The organism is Bacillus cereus group sp. BfR-BA-01309 (assembly GCF_022664315.1).
In the GTDB taxonomy this organism is placed as follows: Bacteria; Bacillota; Bacilli; order Bacillales; family Bacillaceae_G; genus Bacillus_A; species Bacillus_A mobilis.
Map to the genome: position 1 here is coordinate 99,889 of NZ_JAKUHE010000011.1, position 20,735 is coordinate 120,623.

A 20,735-nucleotide genomic window follows, 5' to 3' on the forward strand; every position below is an offset into this window, starting at 1 on the left:
TATAAAACTTCATTTTCTCTATTATCCAATAAAAAACCGGCACTGGCAAAATGGAAGAACCTCCACTAGCCAATCACCGGCTGTGTACTGTACCTAAAAAGGCAAGACACAATACTAGTATTATAAATCGCTTTTCTTAAATTTCCTATTCATCGAATGATGTAATTATACATACCGCTAGGTTTACCACCTTATAGTACAAAAGATATATATTAATATCTCAAATATATACTTTCTTTCCATCCCCCCTACTTTTTCCAAATAATCCAAGCATAATTTTCTCACAAAAAGCAAAAATTAACAGAAATAATTTCAACGTAAAGGAGATGGAAAGTATGTCCGAACAGAAGAGTTCACAACAAGATAATAATAAAAAGCATATGTTTCCATCACTTCCGGAGAACATTAATTACATTGAAAATAAACTTTTCCATTCTGATGATATAAAAAAATTAGATCTCCCTTTTCAAAACGGAAAAGGAACGATCTTATATATCGAATCTTTATCCGATCCAAATTTGATTCATCAATTAGCTCTTGAGCCATTATTAACGCGGTCTGATTTATCTTTAGAGAAAGCTTTTTCTACGTTAAATATGAAAAAAGAAACGAATTTGAATTATGGGGTACAGCTTTTATTACAAGGAAAATCCTTATATTTTCATGAACATGTCGACAGTTTTTGTATTTTCGAAACGGCTTTATCTTTAAAGAGAGATATAACAGAACCTGATAATGAAGGTATTGTACGTGGACCGCATACTGGTTTTGTAGAAGATTTAGCAACCAATTTAGCTTCTATTCGTAAACTCATAAAAAGTCCAAATGTCGTCGTTAAATATTTCACACTTGGTGAAGAAATGCACACGAAAGTGGCAATTGCTTATATGCAAAACATAGCGAATGAAGATCTCGTTACAGAAGTAAAAAGAAGGTTAGAAACGATTAAAACGGACGCACTTATGCCTCCAGGATACATACAAGAATTTATAGAGGATACGTCTTTCTCACCCTTCCCACAGCAATTAAATACAGAGCGTCCAGATAGAGTCGCAGCAAATTTAATGGAAGGACGAGTTGCTATTTTATCTGACGGAGATCCAACAGCGCTCATCGTACCTGTTACATTATTCGCTTTCTATCAATCACCAGATGACTATAATAACCGCTGGATTGTCGGTTCTTTCGTCCGAATGATTCGCTTAGTAAGTTTTTTAATTGCCTTTCTCTTACCAGCTTTATATATTGCAACTGTCGCTTTTCATCCTGATGTGTTGCCACTCGAACTTGTGTATACAATTAAAGCTTCATTAGAGAAAGTACCGCTTCCTCCTATTTTTGAAGCCCTCTTAATGGAGTTAATTTTCGAGTTATTACGGGAAGCTGGTATTCGTCTGCCAAGCCGCGTTGGACAAACAATCGGTATTGTAGGTGGTTTAGTAATTGGGGATGCGATTGTAAAAGCTGGGCTCGTTTCTTATACGATGATCATCGTTGTAGCTTTAACTGCCATTGCGTCTTTTCTCGTTCCATCAAACGATATGAGTTCAGCTGTTCGAATTCTTCGTTTTCCATTAATGCTCCTTGCTGCCATATTTGGATATGTTGGAATATCATTCGGTCTAATTATAACTTTCGTTCACCTATGTCAGCTTCATTCTTTTCATACACCATATCTTTCTCCTGTTGCCCCAATGCGGATTAAAGATATGAAAGATTCTTTCGTAAGACTACCAATTTGGTCTTTTTGGGAAAGACCACATGATCCAAAACCGAAAAAAATGCAGCGCCAACATGTAACGAGAGAGGATGAGGACGGTGACAAACACGCAAAGTAAAATTTCGCTAGTTCAATTTACCTTTTTCGTTATTCAATGCCAAATCGGAGTGGGGATACTTTCTCTACCTAACCGCCTTCATCCAATTGCTAAAGGTGGCGGCTGGATTTCTGCACTCATCGCTGGATTGGCAATTCAACTAATCATTTTACTTATGTGGCTTTTCTTAAAACGATTTCCTGATGCAGATATGTATGAAAGTGTTTGTATGCTATTTGGTAATAAATTTGGAAAACTATTAGGGTTTCTTTATGTTTTTTATTTTACTCTTATCGGTATGACAGTTATGTTAAACGCTTGTAATGTCATTAAAGTTTGGATATTACAGGCAACTCCTTGGTCTGCCATTCTCATCTTATTTACAATAGCTTGTTGCTACGTAGCCTATAATACATTTAAAGTAATTGTGCGATTTTATGTTATGGCTTCTATTCTTATTTTGCCAATGGCACTTTTAATTGGACTTGGGCTTTCTCGAGCTGATTTTTCTTATATTTTTCCTATTACAGAAGCCGGATGGTGGAATATAATCCAAGCAGCAAAGGAAACAATTACAGCTATGTATGGTTTTGAAATTTTTCTCATCGCATTTCCTAAAGTAAATGGGACTGCTGTGGCAAAGCTAAAAGCAATTTCTATCGCTAACGGATTCGTAACTCTTTTTTATGCTTTTACCGTTTGGATTTGCTTTATCGTATTTAGCCCAAAGCAAATTGAGCTTATTCCAGAGCCAGTTGCTTATTTATTACGCTCCTTACATATCGGGATTATAGATCGAACCGATTTACTATTCATACCAATTTGGATGATAACAGTTGTAGCTTCTATCGCTAGTTATTATTGCGCTGCTTCTATCGGAATTGGACACATATTCAATCTTGCTAATCATAAAAAAGCTGTCCCTATTGTTGGACTCATTTCTTTTAGCGTCGCCGTATTTATAGATACACCTGAACAATTAAAAGTGATTTCAAATTTCACCGATAAGTTCACCTATATTTTTATCGTTGTCCTCCCTCTTTTATTTCTACTTTATTCTGTAATAAGAAATAAGAAAGGAGAACAGTATGTTCAAAAAAAGAGCTAAATTCGCCTTTATATTATGTACTAGTTCCCTCCTTTCTGGCTGTTGGGACCAAGAACCATTAAGGGAGGCAAGGTTAGCTTATAGCATTGGAGCTGATATTACGGAAGAGAATAAACTTCAGCAAACAATCGAGCTCGTAAAAAGTTCAAGCGGAGAGCAATCTTCATTTGAGAATGAAATACATTCAGCAACGGGGCATAACATAATGGATACAAGCGATGCCTTAAAAAAAAATGTGACTGGGAATATTCGCTATTTCAAATATGGTGTTCAATTACTAGGAACCAAAATTCTAAAAAAGGGTATACTCCCCTATTTAGATGTCAGCTTTCGAGACCCAACAAACCCAACTGCTTTAGTAAAACTTATTGCAGTAGATGGTGAAACATCGGAGATACTCAAAAAAAAGAAAATAGGAAATTTACTAATTGGAGATTTTCTACAGAAAAAAGTGAAAAGCTTAGAAGATATGAGTGTATTTCCAAAAGAAACTTTAGAAACAGCTGCTACAAAAATGTTAGATCCCGGTAAAGACTTTACCCTCCCTTCTATAAAAATAAAAGGAAAAGACGTAGTTACAAACGGGTTAGCTTTATTTAACAATGATAAATTAACTGGTCATTTACCTTTGAAACAATCTGTTTTATTCGTATTATTAACTGGAAAAATGGGAACAAATGCCCGTATAATCCAGAAACTTACTAGTGATGGATCAGAGAAGACATCTGATTATTTAGCAATAGAAATTAGCAATCGAAAGTTAAAACGAGACTTAAAAATAACAACAGATAAAAAAGGAAATGTTTATGCTCACATTAAGCTCCAACTAAAAGTAATAGCACTTGAAGCCCCAAGGGATAATATTTATAAAATGGAAGCCAGAAAAAAACTGGATAAGGAACTATCAAAACAACTTACGAAAGAAGCGAAAAAAATAACAAACAAACTACAAAAAGCAAATTGTGATGCTTTCGGAATTGGTAGACATCTCATTGCTTATCATCCTGACTTATGGAAGAAAAAAAATTGGAATAAAGATTATGCAAAAGTAAAATTTAAGCCTGAGGTAGAAGTAAGCATTTTGTATAGTGGTGTCTTAAAATAAAAGGTTGTATGCCACGCGGGCATACAACCTTTCTACCCCGCATTAACGGGCAGTAAGCCTCCGCTCAAAATTCAATGGAAGTAAAGAAGTTAGATGGGGAGATCAACTGCCCGTAAAAGCCCGATTGGTTCAACTAATAATCAGTGGGGGATAAACACCCCCTACTGATTAAAGTTTCACTTTATTTCGTATATCGATAGACGATTGATTCATATGGTCTTAAGTTAAGGTTTGTAATATCCTTGCTGGAATCTTTATAATTCGACAGTAGTATTTCTTGTTTCATTCCATCTAATTGAACATGTGCTGGTACAACGTACGTTATTTCTTCTCCATAGAAGTTATTGATAACAAGTAATACCTCATCATTTACAGTACGTGTGTATGCCCAAATCTTAGGATGATTTTCATCTAAAATAGCATATTTTCCTTCTGTAATAACATCATATGTTTTTCTTATTTCGATTAGTTTTTGATAATGATAAAATACAGATTCCTTATCTTCTAACGCCTTCTCTACGTTTATTTCTGTAAAGTTTTCAGCCACCGAAATCCAAGGTGTACTTGTTGTAAAACCACTGTTTATCTCTTCATTCCACTGCATCGGAGTACGGGAGTTATCACGAGATTTTTGTTTTAAAATCCCGATAATCTCTTCTTTTGATAATCCTTCTTCTCGCTTTATATCGTATATATTTAACGATTCTACATCACGATATTGCTTAATGGACTCGAATTTAGGGTTCGTCATACCGATTTCTTCGCCTTGATAAATATAAGGGGTGCCTTGCAACATATGCATAGCCGTCGCTAACATTTTCGCAGATTCATTTCGGTACTTTCTATCATCACCGAAGCGTGACACAATACGAGGCTGGTCGTGATTACACCAAAATAATGCATTCCATCCTCCGCCCTTTTGCATTTCAATTTGCCAATTAGACATAATCTCTTTTAATTTAATGAAATCAAAATCTGCTTGCGTCCACTTGTCTCCATTCGGATAATCTACTTTTAAATGATGAAAACTAAACGTCATACTTAATTCATTGCGCTCAGGGTTTGAATATTTAATACAATTATCAATTGTCGTAGATGACATTTCTCCAACTGTAATCACATCTTTCCCTTCAAAAACACTTCGGTTCATCTCTTGTAAATATTCATGAACACGCGGACCATCTGTATAATATTTACGGCCATCGCTTGTCGCCGTACTTCCATCATCATTTAAGAACTGTTGATCTTTTGAAATTAAATTAATAACATCTAATCGGAATCCAGTTACCCCTTTATCAAGCCAAAAACGCATCATATCATATACTTCTTCACGAAGTTTTTCGTTTTCCCAATTTAAATCAGCTTGCGTCTCATCAAATAGATGTAAAAAATGTTGCTCTGTCTTCTCATCATATTTCCAAGCAGACCCGCCAAACTTAGATTGCCAATTATTTTTTTCATCACGCCAAATATAGTAATTACGATATGGACTATTTTTATCTTCCTTCGCTTCTTTAAACCACTTATGCTCCGTCGAACTATGATTTACAACGATATCAAGCATAATTTCAATATTACGTGCCTTTGCTTCTTCTAAAAGCTCTTCAAACTCTTCCATCGTTCCGTAAGATGGATCAATACTGTAGTAATCACTAACATCATATCCATTATCATTTTGTGGTGATTGGTATATCGGTGTTAACCAAATATAATCTACTCCGAGTTCTTTTAAATAATCTAGTTTCTCTGTAACCCCTTTTATATCACCGGTTTCTTTATTGTAATAACTATTAAAGCTCTTCGGATAAATTTGATAAACTACACTTTTATGCCAATCCTTCATGTTTAACTTCCTCCTACTTCTGTTTTGCTCGTTTTGCAAATAACCACGTTAACGTAAATGGGATAACAACTGCGATAATCATTCCAACAATAAATATTGGAATCGATTTCGGAATGATAGAAATAAATGCTGGTAATCCGCCAATTCCGATAGCAGGTGCTAATACACCATTTAGCGTAATAAATATAGCTGCAGTAGCTGATCCTATAATCGCTGCATAGAACGGGAATTTATTTCGTAAGTTTACACCGAACATAGCTGGCTCGGTAATACCGAAATATGCTGAGATTGCTGATGTAGATGCCATACTTTTATCATTTTGATTTTTAGAAATCCAGAACATCGCAAGTGCCGCACTACCTTGCGCAATGTTAGAAAGAGCAATCATTGGCCAAATGAATGTACCACCGTGCTGCGCAATTAATTGTAAGTCGATAGCAATAAACATATGATGCATACCTGTAATGACAAGCGGTGCATATAATGCTCCAAACAATACTGCTCCAACTACTGGCACTGTTTCATATACACCTACTAATCCAGCTGTTAATAAATCTCCAATATGACGTGTAACTGGACCAATAATTCCTAATGCTAACACACCTGTTACAACAATCGTTGTAATGGGTACAACTAATAATTGAATTGCATTCGGTACATGTTTCTTCAAGAAAATTTCCACTTTACTTAATACGAATGCTGCTACTAAAACCGGTAAGATTTGACCTTGATACCCTACCTTTTCAATTTGAAATAGTCCTAAAATATCGAAGTACTCAATCTTTTGTCCATCTAAACCAGTCGCTGCCTTACCATAGTCCCACGCGTTTAATAAGGCTGGATGCACAAGCATTAATCCCATAACAATCCCTAATATCGGACTACCACCAAAACGCTTCGTTGCTGACCAACCGACAAGTGCTGGTAAGAATACAAATGCTGTATTCGCCATCATATTAATTAAATCCCAAAGCCCACTTAAGTTTGGATACACATCTAATAAATTTTTACCTTCAAAAAATAAGTCCTTTGCCCCTAATAGATTGTTAATTCCCATTAGTAAACCAGCTGTTACGATTGCTGGTAATATCGGCATAAATACATCTGAAAATACTTTTACAAACTTTTGAGCTGGATTTAACTTTTGATTTCCAGAGTCTTTCACGTCAGCTACTGTCGCTTCCTTCATACCTGCAAGCGTTATCAATTCCGCATATACTCGATCCACATCTCCTGGACCAATTACAATTTGAAATACCCCAGCGTTATGAAACGCTCCCTTCACTAATGAAACAGACTGCAATTTATCGTTATCTATTTTACTTTCATCTTTTAAAGCGATACGGAGCCTTGTTACACAGTGCGCAGCTTGTTCAATATTGTCTTTCCCACCAATATACTGCAACACTTCCTCTGCTGTTTGACGATAGTCTTTCCCCATATTCCCGTCCCTCTTTTCTTTTTTTGATACCGTTTACAATTACATATTAACTCGTATATATAAGTTAGTCAACACTCGTATATACGAGTTTGTATTTTTTTTATAAAAAAAGAGATGAAACAATAGTTTGTTCCACCTCTTTACTTCCTCCGCGCCACATCCGAAAAATGAAAAATATCTAAACGATGGCGTGATTCTGTATATTCGAACTGACTTCCATCATAAAAGTGCGTAAAGTTTTTCACAACGACAACATAGTCTGTTCCATTTAAATCTAAATACTTTCTATCGTCCTCTGTACATGACTGCACTTCAATTACCCTCTGTGAGTAACTAATATGAAGATCTAGTTCTTTCTCAATGTATTTATAAATGGAATCCGCTGCAATTTCACTCGTTAATCCAGGAATATATTCCGATACAAAATGATTGATATCCAAAATTACTTTTTCTCCATCAATATTCCGTACGCGTTTAATATGATCTATTTCTGTTTTCTCTTTCACATTTAATAGCTTTGCAACCTCTTTTGTCGCTTTTACTTTCTCCATTTCCACGACTTCTGTAATACAATGGCGTCCTAAACGTTCATTTTCTTCTTGAAAGCTTACAATGCCACCAAAGTTGAATTCAATGTTTTTTCGCTTTAAAACAAAAACACCTTTTCCATGTATTTTTTGAACATACCCACGCTCTTGTAATAAATCTACAGCTTTTCTTACAGTACCGCGGCTTGCTTCATACTGCTTCATTAATTCAGTTTCTGATGGGATTTTGCATCCCTCTTTTAATTGTTTATTATCAATTGACTTGCTGATTTCTGTATAAATTTGTTCATACTTGCTCATCATCTACAATAGCCCCTTGTCACCTTCTAATTCTATATGTATTATACCACGCTACACTCTTCTGCCAATCTCTCACTTATTTTCCAGTATAGGAAAAATACAGGTAAATATTTAATCTCTAAAACGTATTTTTATAAAAATTTTTATATTTTTCTTTTCATTCAAAAAAACATGTAGTATACTAACTTCAAAATCAGAGGAGAAAGGGAGCAAAGAACTATGCTTACTTATACAACAATTGTAGTTACATTTGCACAAAAACATCATCATCATACGTAACCCTTGAAACCTAGCGGAAAAATTACGCGTAGGTACAAGGGTTATTCCCGTTGTACCTACGTTAGGCGAAGAGCCATGTAGGTATTTTTTATCTACATGGCTCTTTTTTATTGCCAAAAAGCTAGTAAAAAATGATGTTTAAGCAAAACTTACTACAAAGGAGTTAACAAAAATGGAAACGAAAAAATGGGGATTATGGATTTTAACAGCTTTTGTGATCGGAAATATGGTTGGCGGTGGCGTATTTATGCTCCCAGCAAATTTAGCACACGTATCGGGTCCAATGGGTTCTACACTTGCGTGGAGTATTACAGGACTTGGCGTATTTATGATTGCACTCGTATTTGGAAATTTAGCAATCCGAAAACCAGAATTAAAAGCTGGACCACAAAGTTACGCTCAAGCAATGTTCCCTTCAAAAAAAGCGGGTAAAGTTGCAGGATACAGTATGGCATGGGGATATTGGGCTGCAAACTGGGCTGCAACCGCATCTGTTATTATTTCCTTTGCTGGATATTTATCAACATTCTTTCCAGTTTTACAAAGTAAGCAAATTCTCTTTTCAATCAACGGATTTTCACTAGAACTCGGAAAAGGATTAACTTTCCTCGTATGTAGCCTTATGTTATGGGGAATTCAATATATTCTTTCTCAAAATATTGACCGAGCTGGGAATATGAATCTTCTTGCTACCATTGCCAAAATTATCGGATTTACAATGTTTATTGTAATCACATTATTCATTTTCAATGCCTCTAATTTCGGAGACGGTCAAACATTTATGAATGAAGCAGGACAATCCATTTCGTTAGGTGGACAAATCAATTCAGCTGCTATCGCAACACTTTGGGCATTTATCGGTATTGAATCTGCAGTAATGCTTTCTAACCGTGCAAAATCTCAGCGTGATGTAAAAAAAGCTACCATTTTCGGATTAATTATCGCTCTTCTTATTTACATGTCAATTACTCTACTTACAATGGGAGCTCTCTCACAAGATGCTTTAAAAGAATCTCAAAAACCATTAGTAGACGCGTTAAATTTAGCAATTGGCACTAAAGGTGCATATATCATGGCTTTACTTGCACTTGTATCTTTATTTGGATCTACAGTTGGCTGGATCGTTGTTAGTTCAGAAGTACCTTACCAGGCAGCAAAGAATGGACTTTTCCCTAAATTTTTCGCGAAAACAAATAAAAAAGGTAGTCCTTCAAAATCATTATTTATTACAAATGTGATGACGCAAATTTTCTTATTCTCAACGATTTCTGGTACTGTGTCAGAAGCTTATAATTTCGCTATCGTTGTAGCAACATTAGCTTATTTAATTCCATACCTTGTTTCTACTCTGTACCAATTCAAATTGGTTATTACAGGAGAAACATATGATATAATGCCTGGCCCTCGAATAAAGGATGGGATTATTACTACATTAGCATTTGTATACTCTATTTGGGTTATCAAAACGGGAACCGCTGATTTAAAAACATTCTTCTTAGGAATCGGATTGTTCGTACTAGGTCTTATTCTTTATCCAGTACTAATGAAAAACTCACAAAAAATGAATTAAAAAAAGAGAAGCTACCGGCTTCTCTTTTTTATTAAAAATCTGTAATTAACTTTTCTTTTAACTCTCCTACAGATAAAGGTTTCGCATAATAAAATCCTTGTACATAATCACAACCCATAGATTGTAATAAACTTTCTTGCTCTACTGTTTCTACCCCTTCAGCAACTACTGCTAAATTTAAACTATGGGCAATTTCAATAACAGATTTTACAATCGTTCGCTCTGGCTGTGCATGATCATAATGGAATTCACGAATAAAGTTACGATCAATTTTCACTATATCCAGTGGTAGTTGTTTTAAATAATATAAAGAAGAATAGCCCGTTCCGAAGTCATCTAACGCAATTAAAATACCCATATTTCTTAATTCTTGTAATGTAGCAATAATATAATCAAAATGACGAACAGCAATGCTTTCCGTTATTTCTAAAATTAAACGATTCGGTGGAAATCCCGTTCTCCTTAAAATACTACGTACAGATAAAATAAAACGCTTTTGCATTAATTGTTGTATAGATAAATTCACAGATAGCTTTAGACCTTCTTCGTAATCTGGCAATGTTTTAAACAAGCGACATGACTTTTCTAATACCCAGTCTCCTAATTTTATAATAAGTCCAGATTCTTCAGCTACTGGAATAAATTCGCCTGGCGAAATAGGTCCTTCTTCTGTCGAACAACGTGCTAAAGCCTCAATACCAGTATATTTCTTCGTTTTTAAATCAATAATAGGCTGCAGTGCCACGTCTAACTCTTCATCACGAATTGCCTTTTGCAAAGCAAATTCAATTTTCATTCTACGATTTATTTTCGCACGTAATTCATCTGTAAAGAAACACGCGGCATTTCTGCCTTGCTCTTTCGCGCTATACATGGCTAAATCCGAATTTTTCAATAGAGTTTCTACATCTTGTCCGTCTTGCGGATATGAGCACAGCCCTAGACTAGCTGAAATGTATACTTCATGACCTTCAAGCATAAATGGTGCCTGAAAACACGACAACACAGATGTCGCTAACTGCCTCATTTCATCTTGTGTATATTTTTTTGTTAACAGCACAAATTCGTCGCCACCCAGCCTAGCCAGAACATCTTTCTCTCCTAGCACATAATGCAACCGTGAAGCAACTTCGCTCAAAAGTAAATCCCCTATCATATGACCTAGCGTATCGTTTACTAATTTAAAACGATCTAAATCAAAGTAAATCATACCAAATTCTTTTTTGCCTGCAATCATCTCATTTACAGTCGTTAGTAACTGTAATCGGTTCGGTAAACTCGTTAAAGCATCATGATACGCAAGCTCCCTATAACGACTTTCGCTTAACCGCAACCTCTGTTCTGCTTCTTTCCTACTACTAATATCATTTCGGATCGCAATAAATTGGTATGGCTCTCCTTTTTCATTTAAAAATGGAACAATTGTTGTTTTAACCCAATAATATGTCCCATCTTTTGCTTGATTTCGAATCTCACCTCTCCATACTTTTCCGCTCAAAATGCGCTTCCATAGAATTTGAAAAAATGTTTTCGGGTGATATTCTGAATTTAAAATACGATGATCTTTCCCTATTAACTCTTCCCGTGTATATTTGGAGATTTCACAAAACTTATCATTTACATATGTAATACGACCATTTCGGTCTGTAATCGCAACAATTGAAGACTCATCTAATGCTAACTTTAAATCTCGCAATGAAGAGTCATATAATGCATGACCTCTTTGTTCTAGCATGCGCATCTCTCCTTGCTTCCCATCTGACTAAAGCACAACTTGTTTCTTTTCATAGAAATAGAGATATTTCATTTCCTAATAATCGTCCTTTACATACATCACGTTTTGAAATATGCCGATTAAAATAACATAATATTATTTGTAATAAAAAGCAATATAATACCGTTTCAATTATAAATAGTAGTTTCTAATCGTTATAATTAGCTTACTTTATTATACCTTCTTCATTCTCTTACATGTCTTTATGTAACTCTAATTTCCTACTGATTTCTCTCGCATCTAACCTATTTTCTCTAATATAGAAATAGCAGTTTAAACATACTACACAGCTATTCACGAATAATAATATAAAAATTAAAATTAGTATGTACGTTTTTGAATTATAATAACAAAATATTAACATATTTTCACCTTTATTTTGGAAATATTTTATAAATAAATACTTTATTAAACAAAAAAAAGAGGATAGCCTCTTTTTTTTGTTTAATACGGATATGGCATTGGCTGATACCCCGGATATGGCGTTGGATATGGTGCGGGGTATGGCGCAGGATAAGTTACTGGGTATGGTGCTGGATAGTAGCCTCCACCTGCTGCACCCGTTAATGCACCAGCTGTAAGTCCGCCTAACATGCCTCCAGCAAAACTTCCAGGGAAAAATCCACCGCCCCATGAGCCGCCGCCCCAGCCCCATCCGCCACCGTGATGATGATGATGATGATGATCATAATGATTGTGTCCACCATGGTGATGATGCCCGCCATTATGATGGTGTCCTCCATGATTATGACGATAATACAATCCGTTATTTTCTATATAATTCATATTTCCCCTCTCCTTTTCCATTTTCTCATCTTAATAGGTATTGTACGAATAGTACGGACCTTTTTAGTAACCTATATAATAAGAAGAAACCACATAATATGGATAACCATATCCTAAGTTTCAGCATGCACCTGCTACAAATCCATGATATGATTATCCCCTTTTCTATATAAGGGGCAAAGGTTTTGTCCCTCCTACACTATTTATTAACCAATAAATAGCGGGATAATAACGTAATAATATACTGTATGTAGGACAAATGCGGAAAGCATGGGGAAACTGCCTATATTTTGTAAAAAAAACAAAACACTTTATAATAAGAATGTCGGATTATACCTTTTTATATTAGAAGTCTATATTTAAGAAAGATTAGAGGAATTTTATAGAAATGAAGAAGCCTATCGTTCAATTATTATTAATATTTGTAATTATATCTATCGTTCTTTTCCTATTAAATACATCGTTTATTTCTTTATATACATTTGTCGGTGCCCTATGGTCTATTACAATCGTAGGAATTTCATTCGTTATTTTTATCGAAAATAGGTCTCCTCAAAGCACTTTAGCGTGGTTTTTAGTATTAGCACTTCTTCCCGTTATAGGGGTGCTTTTATATTCTATTTTCGGTCGTAGCCGTTGGAGAAGAAAAAAACATCTCCATCGTTCAGAAGAACAAAGAAAACTATTCCGTGAAATATTAGAAGGAAGACGACTAGAATTATCACTCACAGTCCCCTTACATGAACGTTCTACACATTTAACAGAAGTCGTACAAAAATTTGGAGGCGGACCTGCCGCAGATAAAACAACTACAAAACTTTTAACAAATGGCGATCAAACATTCTCAGAAATTTTGCAAGCTATCGACCAAGCAAAACATCACATACATATTCAATACTATATTTATAAATCTGATGAGATTGGTACAAAAGTTCGAGATGCTTTAATAAAAAAAGCAAAAGATGGTGTTATTGTACGATTCCTTTATGATGGACTCGGAAGTAATACTTTAAGAAGAAGATTTTTACAACCTATGAAAGAAGCTGGAATTGAAATTGTTGAATTTGATCCTATTTTTTCAGCTTGGTTACTTGAAACTGTCAATTATCGTAACCATCGAAAAATTGTTATTGTAGATGGAGAAATCGGTTTTACTGGTGGGCTCAACGTCGGTGATGAATATCTTGGTCGTTCAAAAAAATTTCCTGTTTGGCGTGATAGTCATTTAAAAATAGAAGGAAAAGCACTATACAAATTACAAGCAATTTTTCTAGAGGACTGGCTCTATGCCTCTAGTGGTTTAAACAACTATTCTTGGGATCAATTTATGAATAGACAATACTTCCCAGGCAAAGAAATTTCAAATGCAGAAGGTGCTGTGCAAATTGTAGCGAGCGGACCAAGCTCAGATGATAAAAGCATTCGTAATACATTATTAGCCGTTATGGGATCTGCAAAAAAATCGATTTGGATCGCTACACCATACTTTATCCCAGATCAAGAAACCTTAACATTATTACGTTTAAGTGCAATATCTGGCATAGATGTACGCATTTTATACCCTGGTAAAAGTGATAGTATTATTAGTGATCAAGCATCACAATCCTACTTCACTCCACTTTTAAAAGCCGGTGCCTCCATTTATAGTTATAAAGATGGTTTTATGCATGCAAAAATTGTACTCATTGATGATAAAATCGCGACAATCGGAACAGCAAATATGGACGTACGTAGCTTTGAATTAAATTACGAACTTATTAGCGTACTATATGAATCAGAAACCGTTCATGATATTAAACGTGATTTTGAAGATGACTTTAAGCATTCCACGGAAATTAAATGGAACGCATTCCAAAAAAGAAGTATCAAAAAACGAATATTAGAGTCTTTTATGAGGCTTATTTCTCCTTTACTGTAAGCAATCAATGTACTATTGATTGCTTTTTCTTTTCCATTTCCCCTCTCTCCTTTTCTTTGCATACCATATTAAAACAAGTTATCATAAGATGTATTACTTTATGAAAATAATGTTAGGTGGGAAATACATGTTAGAACAATTTCATATACATGCTGATTTAAAACAACAGCTCTCAAACATTCACGAAAAGAATAAGCAAGAAGCTGGTGAAAATGCACATTTAATTGGTAAGAAAATATATAAAGCGTCTGATAACAGCATTATTGAAGATGCTATTACAGCACTTCTTCTTGGCAAAAATATTCTATTAAAAGGACCAACTGGTAGTGGTAAAACAGTACTAGCTGAAACTCTTTCTTCTTTATTCCAAAAACCAATGCATAGCATTAACTGTTCTGTTGACCTAGATGTAGAAGGTATTTTAGGATACAACACGCTACAAACGAAAGATGGCGCATCTGAAGTTACATTTGTTAACGGTCCTCTTATGAAAGCAATGAAGAGCGGTCATTTCCTATATATTGATGAAATCAATATGGCAAAACCTGAAACGTTACCACTTCTTCACGGTGCGTTAGATTATCGTAAAATGATTACTAACCCGTTTACACAAGAAGTTGTATACGGTGATGACGAGTATCGTGTAATTGCGGCAATTAATGAAGGTTACGTTGGTACAAGTGAACTAAACGAAGCATTAAAAAACCGTTTCGTTATTATTGAAGTTCCTTACATTCAAGGTGATACATTAAAAGAACTATTATTAGCTGAATCAAAATTAAATGATGTTGCAACAATTGAAAAGTTCGTTGCATTTGCAAGCGACCTTATGCCTTTAGCTCGTGATGGACGTGTAAGTGAAGAGGCAGCAAGTATTCGTGGCATTATCGACGCATGTGATTTAGGTGTATATATTCCTGTTATGCGCGCAATCGAACGTAGTATTATCGCAAAATTAAACGATGAAACAGAACAAATGACTGTCCGTGAATTAGCAGAAAGTTATTTCTTTGAGGGATAATTCATGAGACAAATTTTTAGTGACAAAAAAATTGATGCGTCGCTGTTTCTACAAATGGAAAACTTAATGTATGCTCTTCTAAAAGAAGATGATGCCTATCTTGAGTATGGCTATAAAGCATACTACGACGAAATTGAAAAAAAGGTTGTCATTAGTCACTTTTGGGATGATCGAAAAGAAGAAGATACAGTAATCGGATTAAAAAGCGAAGTGTTTTTAAAAGCACTTGGTAATAAACATTACTCGGACATGACTTTAATTCGTTCTTATGCGATTGAATTACAAGAATCACCTTTAAAAAAGTTTTTAACACAATTATTTGTTCTATTAGAAGATTTACGTGTTGAGGAAATCGTAAAAAACTTACGCCCTGGCACAAAGCATGTTTTTAAAAGAAGAAAAGAAATGTATCGCAATTACTTCGGCTCACAAAATGAAATCAATCGTGTTCGTAACTATCACGGTGATCGTCTATTTTGTCTCTGCTATCTTTCATTAACGAGCGATAAATATGAAATGTTTAATAATGAATATTTCGAGCAAATTGAAGCAATTTTGCATGAAACATTCCAAGCTCGTAATACGGAAGATATTATGTATATCGTTGAAAAGATTCGCTATCGCTTAGAGGGGCTTCTTGAAAGTGATATGCTGAACAATTATTTCGGACATGCTCCGCTTTATTTATCTGTCATTGCAGATGAAAAGAACTGTCGCGTCGAAGATTTAGCAAATGATGATACGCAGCTCATAGATGACGATGAAAACAAAAACAAAATGGATGAAAGTTTCTCCACATGGCATCGTGAAAATAAAAATAACGAAAACGAGAACTTTTTACGCTTTGAATTAGAAAGCGGAACAAAAACAAATATGATGGGTGACACTGCTCGTGAATCAGAAGATGGCGACCAAGCACTTGGCTCTGTACAAGGTACTTCTCAAAAGAGTACACAATCCAATTTTGATGGCGCTGATACAGAAGAAGCAAGAGCTTCACACGCTTCTAGCCAAAACGAGGGTGCATACGGTAAGTATAACGTTGGTGCCTCTCATACATTTAAAGAAGCTCGCAAAGCAAATACCGATGAGAAAAAAGATTACCAAGCTATCAAATCAGTCGTTAATAAAGATGTAAAAGAATTAAAGAAAATTATCGAAAAAACGATTGAAAATAAAACGAATGCAAATAGTGATAAATACTACGGAAGACTTCGTAAGAAATTCCTTCGTATTTATACTGAAAAGCAGCCGCGCATGTTTTATAAAAAAGGACAAGAATCACAAGAACTCGATGTTGCATTCCAATTGTTAGTGGACTGCTCTGGTTCTATGTATAACAAAATGGAAGAAACGAAAAAGAGTGTGGTCCTATTCCATGAAGCGTTGAAATCTTTAAAAATCCCGCATGCTATTAGCGGATTTTGGGAGGATGCTTCTAGTGCTAAACCTGAAGATAAGCCGAACGTTATCCATGAAGTTGTAACGTATAAAAACTCAACGTTACCAAACGTTGGTCCCGAAATTATGCAGCTTCGCGAAGAAGAAGATAACCGCGACGGATATATTATTCGTATCGTTTCTGAAAAGCTTGCGAAAAGACCAGAAAAGCATAAATTCCTACTGGTCTTTACAGACGGTGAACCTTCTGCGCTAGACTATCAACAAGACGGTATTTTAGATACGCATGAAGCTGTCAAACTTGCTCGTAAAAGTGGTATGGAAGTAATCGGAATCTTCATCGAAGAAGGCGAAGCGAAAGAAGCAACTTATCAATTAATGAAGAACATTTATAACCATCACTTCTTAGTTGCAAATCACGCTGAAGATTTACGCCTGAAGATTAAACCACTATTGAAAAAGTTACTACTGAAAACGATTGAATAGAAAAACAGGAGCCTTGCGCTCCTGTTTTTTTCTTTCAATCACTTTGTTTCTGGTTGAAACTTGTATGGAATGGCTACTTCTAATAATGCCTCGAATCCTCCATCGTAGAATGGGAATCGTTCATTTGCGATCGTTCGATCCACCCACTCTATTGCAGAAATTTCTTCTTCATCTTCCGCAATCAGTTCACCTTTTACTACATTTGCTCGGAATGTAAAAAGTATTGCATGATTCCCTGATGCTTCAAAGAATTTTTCATTGATTGCAACAAGTCCACCTGCCACGGCAGTTAAACCTGTCTCTTCTTTCACTTCTCTTATTAGTGCCTCCTCTAATATTTCACCTTTTTCAACAGCCCCACCCGGCAGTGACCAAACGTTTTGTTCTATATTATGTACCATTAATATCTTATCTGTTTCTTCATCATGTATTAATGCATATACGACGTCAACTCTTTGCATGTCGCTTTTCTCCTTCAATTAACTCATCCATTGTAAATAAAGAATGTAGCTGTAAGCCATCTTCTAATAGGTTTTCTCTTCCCTCTTTCGTTCGTTCAATGACGCCTAGAACATGGTGTACTTTCGCACCCAGTTCCCTTAAATCTTTCGTACTTAATAATATTTGCCCGCCTGTCGTAATAACATCTTCAACAACACAAACATTTTTCCCCGTAATATCAACGCCTTCTGCTAACTTACATGTACCGTATTTCTTCGCTTCTTTCCTTACAAATACAACAGGTATACCTGTTTGTAAAGATAATGCTGTTGCCACTGGGATTCCTCCCATTTCTAAACCCGCGAGTACTTCTGTCTCTGGAGGAATGAGCTCTTTCAATTGTTTAGCAATTTCTAATAACAGTACTGGATTAGATTCAAATAAGTACTTATCAAAGTATTGATTTGATACTTGTCCCGATCGAAGTTTAAATGTTCCCGTTAAACGTGACGTATTGTAAATTTCCTTTGCTAACTCCCATTTCTCCATTGTATCTCTCCCCTTTATGCACAAATTAACTCATTCTATCACACTTGTAATTATTTGTATATTTCTAAAATGCAAATAAAAGGGTCGACTCCTAAGAATCGACCCTTACTATTAATTCATCACTAACTCAGCTGTGAGCTTTTTTTTTAACTTAGCCAACATGTCGGTTGTCATTTTGTCTAAATCGTATTCTGCTTTAAAGCCCCACTCGTTCATTGCTGCTGTTGCATCAATAGAGTTTGGCCAGCTATCAGCGATTGTTTGACGAGCAGGATCTACAGCGTAATCCATTGTAAACGTCGGGATGTGTTTACGAATTGATGCTGCGATTTGCTCTGGCTCAAAGCTCATTGCTGTAATATTGAACGCGTTTCTATGCACAAGTTTACTTGGATCAGCTTCCATTAATGAAATGATCGCTTGTAAAGCATCTGGCATATACATCATATCCATGTATGTTCCTTCTGCAATGTATGAGGTGTATGTGCCTTTTTTAATCGCCTCATAATAAATTTCAACTGCATAGTCAGTTGTTCCGCCTCCTGGAGGAGCTACGTAAGAAATTAAACCTGGGAAACGTACACCGCGCGTATCCACGCCAAACTTTTGATGATAATAATCACATAGTAATTCTCCTGCTACTTTGTTTACCCCATACATCGTAGTAGGACGCTGAATTGTATCTTGTGGCGTATTATCTTTCGGCGTTGATGGACCGAATGCACCGATAGAACTTGGTGTGAAAAACTTACAGTTTAATTCACGAGCTGCTTCTAATGCATTTACAAGTCCACCCATATTTAAATTCCAAGCAAATAACGGATTTTTTTCTGCTGTTGCTGAAAGTAAAGCTGCTAAATGAATAATTGTATCTACTTCATTACGCTTTGCAATATCATGTAGTTTTTGTCCATCTGTTACATCTAACGTTTCAAATGGACCAGACGTTACTACTTCACTATCTGTTTCACGAATATCTGTTGCAATAATATTTGATGCACCGTATACATCACGAAGTTTCATTACTAGTTCAGAACCAATTTGCCCTAAAGAACCGGTTACTAGAATTTTTTTCATTTTCCCCACTCCTCATTTGCAAGCTATTCAAAAGATGTCGTTACTTAAATGATGCCCATTTCTTTCCCTACTTTTTCATACTTACGAATTGCTTCATCTAACATTTCTTTCGTATGAGCTGCTGTAGGCATATTACGAACGCGTCCTGTTCCTTTTGCTACAGTTGGGAACACAATAGATTTTGCATATACGCCTTCTTCATTTAGACGTTTACTAAATTCTTGTGTTAATACTTCGTCACCAATAATACAAGGTGTAATTGGCGTTTCACTTTCCCCGATATTAAAGCCAAGTTCTTTTAACCCTTGTTTTAAATAGCGACCGTTTTCCCATAAACGATCGTGCAACTCTGTGCTTTCCATTAAGATTTCAATTGATCTCATGCAAGCTGCTGCATCAGCTGGTGTTAATGCTGTAGAGAATAAGAATGGACGTGAACGAACTTTTAACCAGTCAATTAAGTTTTGTTTCCCTGCTACATATCCACCAATTACCCCAATTGCTTTTGATAATGTACCAATTTGGAAATCAACTTTATCAGACAGACCGAAGTGTTTTACAGTTCCTGCACCTTTACCAAGTACACCTGAACCGTGTGCATCATCTACGTATGTCATTAAATCTAATTCTTCTGCAATCTCAACAATTTCTGGTAGTTTTGCAACATCTCCATCCATTGAGAAGACACCGTCTGTAATTACCATTAATTTATTGTAAAGACCTGATTCTTTCGCCGCGATTGCTTTTTGGCGTAAATCTTCCATATCAGAATGCTTATAAACGATGATTTTCGCTCTTGATAGACGACTACCATCAATGATAGAAGCATGGTTTAATTCATCTGAAAGAATCGCATCATTTTTATCCATAACGGCTGAAATCGCTGCCATATTACAGTTAAATCCTGATTGGTAAGCAATCGCTGCTTCTGTATGTTTAAACTTTGCAATTGTTTCTTCTAATTTAATATGCAAATCTAAAGTACCGTTAATTGTACGAACAGCTCCTGCTCCAACGCCGTACTTATGAATAGCACCAATTGCTGCTTCTTGCAAACGGCTATCTGTTGCTAATCCAAGATAGTTGTTTGAAGATAAGTTAATATATTCTTTTCCGCCAATTGTAATGATCGGTCCATTTGAACTCTCAAGCGGATCAATTACGTTATAAAGCCCCTTTGATTTTAAATCCTCTAAATTTTCTTCTAAAAATTTCGCAAGTGTTTTACTAGACATTGTGAAGCCTCCCATCGTTCATGTAAGCGAATTATT

The 20,735-nt window shown here is 35.5% G+C and carries 16 protein-coding genes; 7 read left to right on the top strand and 9 right to left on the bottom strand.

The genetic code is table 11. The annotated features are described in order from the left end of the window. The first annotated feature begins 335 nt into the window (after positions 1-335). The 3 genes from gerKA to MR115_RS20620 are packed head-to-tail and all read left to right on the top strand — an operon-like array spanning position 336 to position 4,030. A complete protein-coding gene (gerKA, locus tag MR115_RS20610) occupies positions 336-1,838 on the top strand; it encodes a spore germination protein GerKA (RefSeq protein WP_242242602.1) in 1,503 nt (500 codons plus the stop codon). After that, complete coding sequence (locus MR115_RS20615; RefSeq protein ID WP_242242603.1) at positions 1,819-2,925, top strand: GerAB/ArcD/ProY family transporter; 1,107 nt, start codon at positions 1,819-1,821, stop codon at positions 2,923-2,925. The genes gerKA and MR115_RS20615 overlap by 20 nt, the downstream gene beginning before the upstream one ends. Next, positions 2,906-4,030, top strand: a complete 1,125-nt coding sequence (locus MR115_RS20620) for a Ger(x)C family spore germination protein (RefSeq protein WP_242242604.1) — start codon at positions 2,906-2,908, stop codon at positions 4,028-4,030. The genes MR115_RS20615 and MR115_RS20620 overlap by 20 nt, the downstream gene beginning before the upstream one ends. Before the next feature lie 181 nt (positions 4,031-4,211). Here MR115_RS20620 and treC read toward each other — a convergent pair whose 3' ends face one another. The 3 genes from treC to treR all read right to left on the bottom strand — a co-directional run bounded on the left by treC (position 4,212) and on the right by treR (position 8,165). Further along, positions 4,212-5,873: an alpha,alpha-phosphotrehalase gene (gene treC, locus MR115_RS20625; protein WP_242242605.1), complete on the bottom strand. Its 1,662-nt coding sequence runs from the start codon at positions 5,871-5,873 to the stop codon at positions 4,212-4,214. Positions 5,874-5,886: 13 nt separating this feature from the next. Next, positions 5,887-7,314: a PTS system trehalose-specific EIIBC component gene (treP, locus tag MR115_RS20630; protein WP_098373956.1), complete on the bottom strand. Its 1,428-nt coding sequence runs from the start codon at positions 7,312-7,314 to the stop codon at positions 5,887-5,889. A 140-nt stretch (positions 7,315-7,454) separates the two neighbouring features. Continuing rightward, on the bottom strand, positions 7,455-8,165 hold the full coding sequence (gene treR / locus MR115_RS20635; RefSeq protein ID WP_242242606.1) for a trehalose operon repressor: 711 nt from the start codon (positions 8,163-8,165) through the stop codon (positions 7,455-7,457). 448 nt (positions 8,166-8,613) lie between these two features. Here treR and MR115_RS20640 point away from each other — a divergent pair, with 448 nt between their 5' ends. Then, positions 8,614-10,011 carry an amino acid permease gene (locus tag MR115_RS20640; protein WP_242242607.1) on the top strand — a complete coding sequence of 466 codons (1,398 nt, stop codon included), beginning with the start codon at positions 8,614-8,616 and terminating at the stop codon, positions 10,009-10,011. Positions 10,012-10,042: 31 nt separating this feature from the next. Here the strand turns inward: MR115_RS20640 and MR115_RS20645 are convergent, their stop codons facing one another. Further along, positions 10,043-11,746, bottom strand: a complete 1,704-nt coding sequence (locus MR115_RS20645) for a putative bifunctional diguanylate cyclase/phosphodiesterase (RefSeq protein ID WP_242242608.1) — start codon at positions 11,744-11,746, stop codon at positions 10,043-10,045. 483 nt (positions 11,747-12,229) lie between these two features. Then, positions 12,230-12,571 (bottom strand): cobalt transporter, encoded by a 342-nt coding sequence (locus MR115_RS20650; RefSeq protein ID WP_242242609.1) that lies wholly within the window; start codon positions 12,569-12,571, stop codon positions 12,230-12,232. 388 nt (positions 12,572-12,959) lie between these two features. Between MR115_RS20650 and MR115_RS20655 the strand changes: the two genes are divergently transcribed. The 3 genes from MR115_RS20655 (at position 12,960) to MR115_RS20665 (ending at position 17,397) form a co-directional block, all read left to right on the top strand. Continuing rightward, the gene (locus tag MR115_RS20655) at positions 12,960-14,489 is read left to right on the top strand and encodes a cardiolipin synthase (RefSeq protein WP_242242610.1); all 1,530 of its coding nucleotides are present in this window, start codon (positions 12,960-12,962) and stop codon (positions 14,487-14,489) included. A gap of 127 nt (positions 14,490-14,616) precedes the next feature. Then, positions 14,617-15,510, top strand: a complete 894-nt coding sequence (locus tag MR115_RS20660; RefSeq protein ID WP_060629515.1) for an ATP-binding protein — start codon at positions 14,617-14,619, stop codon at positions 15,508-15,510. Between the two features lie 3 nt (positions 15,511-15,513). Further along, the gene (locus MR115_RS20665; protein ID WP_242242611.1) at positions 15,514-17,397 is read left to right on the top strand and encodes a vWA domain-containing protein; all 1,884 of its coding nucleotides are present in this window, start codon (positions 15,514-15,516) and stop codon (positions 17,395-17,397) included. 38 nt (positions 17,398-17,435) lie between these two features. Here MR115_RS20665 and MR115_RS20670 read toward each other — a convergent pair whose 3' ends face one another. The 4 genes from MR115_RS20670 to MR115_RS20685 form a co-directional block, all read right to left on the bottom strand. Next, positions 17,436-17,858: an NUDIX hydrolase gene (locus MR115_RS20670; RefSeq protein WP_088061835.1), complete on the bottom strand. Its 423-nt coding sequence runs from the start codon at positions 17,856-17,858 to the stop codon at positions 17,436-17,438. Then, complete coding sequence (gene pyrE, locus MR115_RS20675) at positions 17,845-18,387, bottom strand: orotate phosphoribosyltransferase (protein ID WP_242242612.1); 543 nt, start codon at positions 18,385-18,387, stop codon at positions 17,845-17,847. The genes MR115_RS20670 and pyrE overlap by 14 nt, the downstream gene beginning before the upstream one ends. Positions 18,388-18,498: 111 nt before the next feature. Then, positions 18,499-19,464: an L-threonine 3-dehydrogenase gene (locus tag MR115_RS20680; RefSeq protein WP_000723117.1), complete on the bottom strand. Its 966-nt coding sequence runs from the start codon at positions 19,462-19,464 to the stop codon at positions 18,499-18,501. A gap of 44 nt (positions 19,465-19,508) precedes the next feature. Then, positions 19,509-20,699, bottom strand: coding sequence for a glycine C-acetyltransferase (locus MR115_RS20685; protein ID WP_000095914.1), 1,191 nt, complete (start codon positions 20,697-20,699; stop codon positions 19,509-19,511). Positions 20,700-20,735: the final 36 nt, after the last annotated feature.